The 4,016-nt window shown below is 36.7% G+C and carries 6 protein-coding genes and 1 pseudogene; 1 reads left to right on the top strand and 6 read right to left on the bottom strand.

What is annotated here, in order from left to right; genetic code table 11:
- The first annotated feature begins 379 nt into the window (after positions 1–379).
- The gene (locus IEU71_RS09670) at positions 380–520 is read left to right on the top strand and encodes a hypothetical protein (RefSeq protein WP_004912547.1); all 141 of its coding nucleotides are present in this window, start codon (positions 380–382) and stop codon (positions 518–520) included.
- Between the two features lie 184 nt (positions 521–704).
- On the opposite strand, the gene IEU71_RS09665 is transcribed toward IEU71_RS09670, so the two are convergent.
- The 6 genes and pseudogenes from IEU71_RS09665 to IEU71_RS10335 form a co-directional block, all read right to left on the bottom strand.
- The gene (locus tag IEU71_RS09665) at positions 705–1,097 is read right to left on the bottom strand and encodes a DUF3021 family protein (RefSeq protein ID WP_371861822.1); all 393 of its coding nucleotides are present in this window, start codon (positions 1,095–1,097) and stop codon (positions 705–707) included.
- Positions 1,084–1,551, bottom strand: coding sequence for a LytTR family DNA-binding domain-containing protein (locus IEU71_RS09660; protein WP_004912540.1), 468 nt, complete (start codon positions 1,549–1,551; stop codon positions 1,084–1,086). The genes IEU71_RS09665 and IEU71_RS09660 overlap by 14 nt, the downstream gene beginning before the upstream one ends.
- Positions 1,552–1,611: 60 nt before the next feature.
- Entirely contained in the window at positions 1,612–2,358 is a 747-nt protein-coding gene (locus IEU71_RS09655) for a hypothetical protein (protein WP_004906677.1), read from the bottom strand.
- Positions 2,355–3,227, bottom strand: a complete 873-nt coding sequence (locus IEU71_RS09650; protein ID WP_004912536.1) for an ATP-binding cassette domain-containing protein — start codon at positions 3,225–3,227, stop codon at positions 2,355–2,357. Before IEU71_RS09650 ends, IEU71_RS09655 begins: the two co-directional genes overlap by 4 nt.
- A 123-nt stretch (positions 3,228–3,350) precedes the next feature.
- Positions 3,351–3,878 (bottom strand): annotated as a pseudogene (locus IEU71_RS09645) (HAD-IA family hydrolase); the annotation flags it as partial.
- 34 nt (positions 3,879–3,912) lie between these two features.
- Positions 3,913–4,005, bottom strand: a complete 93-nt coding sequence (locus tag IEU71_RS10335; RefSeq protein WP_143472578.1) for an IS3 family transposase — start codon at positions 4,003–4,005, stop codon at positions 3,913–3,915.
- Between the last annotated feature and the right edge of the window lie 11 nt (positions 4,006–4,016).

Raw genomic sequence — 4,016 nt, 5'->3', positions numbered from 1 at the left:
GGTTGTTTTAGACAATTACCATTAAAGGCGCTGCGGCTTTTTTATTCAAGTGTTCGGTTTAATTTTACAATCTACCAAAATATCTCAATAAGTGAAGAGTTATTGAGTTGGCGTGATTGTGAGTCAACCTTCAAACCAATTCTCTTACAAGCGTACCGCAATGACTACTAGGACGGTGATTATGATTATTTTTTCTCACTGCGTTCTGCAAATTATTCATTATCCAATCTTGTTTTTGATATTGATGTTACGGCACTAGTATGTGGCAACCGAAAAGCCAGTGCAGCAACCATTCGTAAAAAGTTGTTTAAAATCATGAATGACTGGTGGTTACACAACCCAGACTATCACTCACCAAAATCAGATAAGGAGCAACAAAATGACAGAAACTAACCCCTTTGAAATTGTAAATAAGCTAATCACTACCAATGGTGTGGTGATTGCGACCCTAAAAAATGTTGATGAAATAACCGTTACCAGTAATCAAGTTTCACTTGATTACCAACAACAGATATTATAGAACCAAAATAAGATAATTGGGCATGTCCTATCCTGTGTCACTTCTTCTCTAATACTTTCTCTCATTTTACCAGATTATCACATATTTCACTAAAAACTGGTATTGCTATGGCAAAATTTGATATAGTGAGTTATCCTTTGCTTATCGTTAACATCAGCAAAAAAGCACAGTTGAATGCGTTCATTCAACTGTGCTTTTTATTGGCCAATTGTTCATTAATACGTCGAGCATTGTCATGTCCTTGTTGACGCATATAAAGAAAAATCGCTAAATAGATAATCACAAAAGTTGGTATATTTGTTAATGCGATGCTTGTTTTACCAAAAGTCAAAGCAATAAAGATCAAATAAGTTAACATCTCTAATACAAAATGTAAGACTAGTTGCGTCATGAAGCTGAACTTATCATAATCAAAAATTATTGATAATATTCCCATAATAGCACTCATGATCATTAACAAAGCAAATTGTGTCAATGAAAATATTGCTTGATTTAACGTGATTGACAATAAGGATAAAAATGATCCTATCCCGATACCGATGAAAGCTAGCATGATTATATACTTAAATTGTCTCATTTTCATCATTCCCTTCTAGTCGATTTAAAATATGCTTAATATATCGTCTCGACACAGTAACACGTGTCCCATCTGTTAAAAAACCATAATAATTACCAGAAAAAGCCGATGTCATTCGTGATAGTTGGTTTAAATTAATCGCTGTTGCTTTAGATATTTGAACAAACAACTGCGACTTGTCTTCATTTAAAAATTGTTTTAGTGTTTTACGCGTTACTAATTGCTGATGATTGTTACGTGTCACTGTTAATTCGTTACCAAAACTTGATACCATTAAAATATCTGATTGCGTAATCACATGAATATCATCAACCGTTTTAACCACAAATTTACTCGTTTCTGATTTTTTTGTTTGTAGTTGTTTGGCGATGGCTGTCATTTGTGTCAAATCGTTGCCCGAAATGACAACTTTAATGCCATTAAGTTGCTCATCGACATTGATTTTAATTTCCATGTCTCTCCCCCATGTGGCAATTAGCTTACCAATATAACCTTATTTTATCAAATTCTGTTATCAGACGGCGTGTATTTTGAGACGGCGATAAAATTCTGCCAGACCAAATAAGAATAGCGTGATTAATAAGAAAACAATCAGTTTAAACCACTCTGTCTGCATATCAGTCACCGTATTACTGCCCCAATGCATTTTGAGTGTCTCTCGTATGGCAGCAAATGGAATCCATTCTATGGCTTTTTCAAGCGTACGCGGCAATTGAAATGTTCCCATACTGCCTGTTAAGAAGGCAATACCAAAGTAACACACCATCGCCACGCCCTGAATCATATTGAAGCCTTTAAAAACTTGGGCAATGGCAAAAGACAAAAGATATAATGCTGCAGTTAGAATCATGGTGCTAGCAAAGACGTTGGCTAAGCTCAGCATACTCATTGAAGGCAACGGTAATACCTGATACAAAACCAAACAATAAACTACTGTCACCAGTGACACCAAAATGGCCACTGAGACAAATTTAGCGACCAACTGTTTAGCCATACGATAGCCAAACAAGACAAATCGTGTTGTGACACCATCAGCCATATCTCGACCAAAAGAAATCGTGAATGGCAAAATGACTAGGCCAAGCGGTATCATCGGTAATAACGTTGCAAATAAACCTTTAGCTAATGCTTGATTTGCTAACGTGTTACTAGTGGCATGGTAATTGCCAATAGCCAAAATCATCGGTAATAGTCCACCAACAATCATCGCAAGACTATACCCTAGTGTATTTTTAAGTTCAAATTTAATATAGTGCTTCATGATGTCTGCCCCAATCTGTTTATTTCACGCCGGTGTAACGCGTTCAAATAGATAAGTGTCACACTTGTTCGTGTTGCCGAAAAGGTAAAACCGTGTTGATTTAAGTGCGCAATCACTAACTGTTGACTATTCTGATTGTCACAACCAATCACAGTTTGCCCTGCTTCACCACGTATAATATCGCACCCTTTTGGCAAGGTAATCGCTAACTGCGGTGCATCTATGACAACCGCCGAATAACCCACATATTTTGCAAACAACATCGTCGTTAAATCGTAATCTACAACGTACCCCTGATCAATAATCAATAATTTATTGGCTAATTTTTCCAATTCATCAAAATAATGTGTAATCAGTAAAATCATAGCTGGCTTATTAGCATACCATGCTTTAATTTTAGCCATTAAGTTAAAGCGTGTCTCAAAATCAAGGCCAGTACTCAACTCATCAAAACAAGTTAATGGCGCATCTTGATATAACACCATAATGATCGTCAATCGCTGCTTTTGCCCACCCGATAACTGGGCCACCTTTTTTTTCAAATTCTTTTCAAAGTCAAAAAATTGTACGAGCTCAATTAATTTTGGATCTTTCTTGTAGGTTGTTTGTAATAAACCTTCCAAAATTGTGCGACAAGTGACAGTGGCTGGGTAATTGTTTTCTTGCAAATGCACCGCAATTTGCCCTGGTTTAACGATTTTACCAGTATAAGCTACTTGATTCGTTAATGCCTTGATTAAAGTTGATTTACCAGCCCCGTTACTGCCAACAATGCCAACGATATCATGTGCATCAACGATTATGTCGCGTCCCATATCAAGTGCAACAAACTCACCATAATTGACTTTAATATGCTTCATCTCTAACATATCATTCTCCCTGTTGTTCCTATCTTTATGATGCTAGTTTACCAAGTAGCATCAAAAAAAAACCGCTTTTGTGATAAGCGGTTTTAATTTACCTTTATGTTGCACTGCCTTGCAATGTAAAACTTACTGCGTTAGCTTTTGTTTAATATTATCTAATGTCACGCTTGCTGTATCGGCAAACCACAGCTGTAAATTGTCTTGCGACACAGCTGGGCCAATACCCAATGCTGTTTGCCCAGTACCTTGAATGGCTTTAACGCCTGCACTGGCATCCTCTAGACCAATAATTTGTTGTGGTGCTAACTTTAGCAATTCCCCAGCTTTGATATAAATTTCAGGATTTGGCTTACCATGCGCCAATGTACTTGGATCAACAATACCAATAAAATAATCTGTCAAACCCAACTGTTTTAAAATTGTCGGCGCGTTTTTTGAGGCACTAGCGATACTAGCCACATAACCTTTTTGTTTTATATCAGCAATAAAGTCAAACATACCTGGTAGAATATCATTTGGCGTCAACCCGGTAATTAATGTCACATAGTGCTTATTTTTACGCGCTGCAAAATTTGCTTTTTCATCATCCGTATAGGGCTTATACCCCTGATCAAGATTCATTTGCAAGGAATCCATCCGGCTAATGCTGCTCAGAAGTCAATAAATTGGACTATTTTTATTCAGTTAATTAGGCGACATTTGAGATACGATTGCGATTATAAAAATTGATATACCAACCAATGGCTGCTTGGACTTCAGTTAATGTTTGGTATGCCTTCAAATAAACCTCTT

Origin of the sequence: Leuconostoc falkenbergense, from assembly GCF_014634805.1 — a bacterium.
Classification (GTDB): Bacteria; Bacillota; Bacilli; order Lactobacillales; family Lactobacillaceae; genus Leuconostoc; species Leuconostoc falkenbergense.
The sequence above is the reverse complement of the archived record's forward strand: the minus strand, read 5'-3'. Positions and strand labels throughout refer to the sequence as shown.

What these genes read in the sequence shown, in the direction of transcription:
- IEU71_RS09670 (WP_004912547.1), top strand. Translation starts at nt 380, where the DNA reads ATGACAGAAACTAACCCCTTTGAAATTGTAAATAAGCTAATCACTACC.
- IEU71_RS09665 (WP_371861822.1), bottom strand. Translation starts at nt 1,097, where the DNA reads ATGAGACAATTTAAGTATATAATCATGCTAGCTTTCATCGGTATCGGG.
- IEU71_RS09660 (WP_004912540.1), bottom strand. Translation starts at nt 1,551, where the DNA reads ATGGAAATTAAAATCAATGTCGATGAGCAACTTAATGGCATTAAAGTT.
- IEU71_RS09655 (WP_004906677.1), bottom strand. Translation starts at nt 2,358, where the DNA reads ATGAAGCACTATATTAAATTTGAACTTAAAAATACACTAGGGTATAGT.
- IEU71_RS09650 (WP_004912536.1), bottom strand. Translation starts at nt 3,227, where the DNA reads ATGTTAGAGATGAAGCATATTAAAGTCAATTATGGTGAGTTTGTTGCA.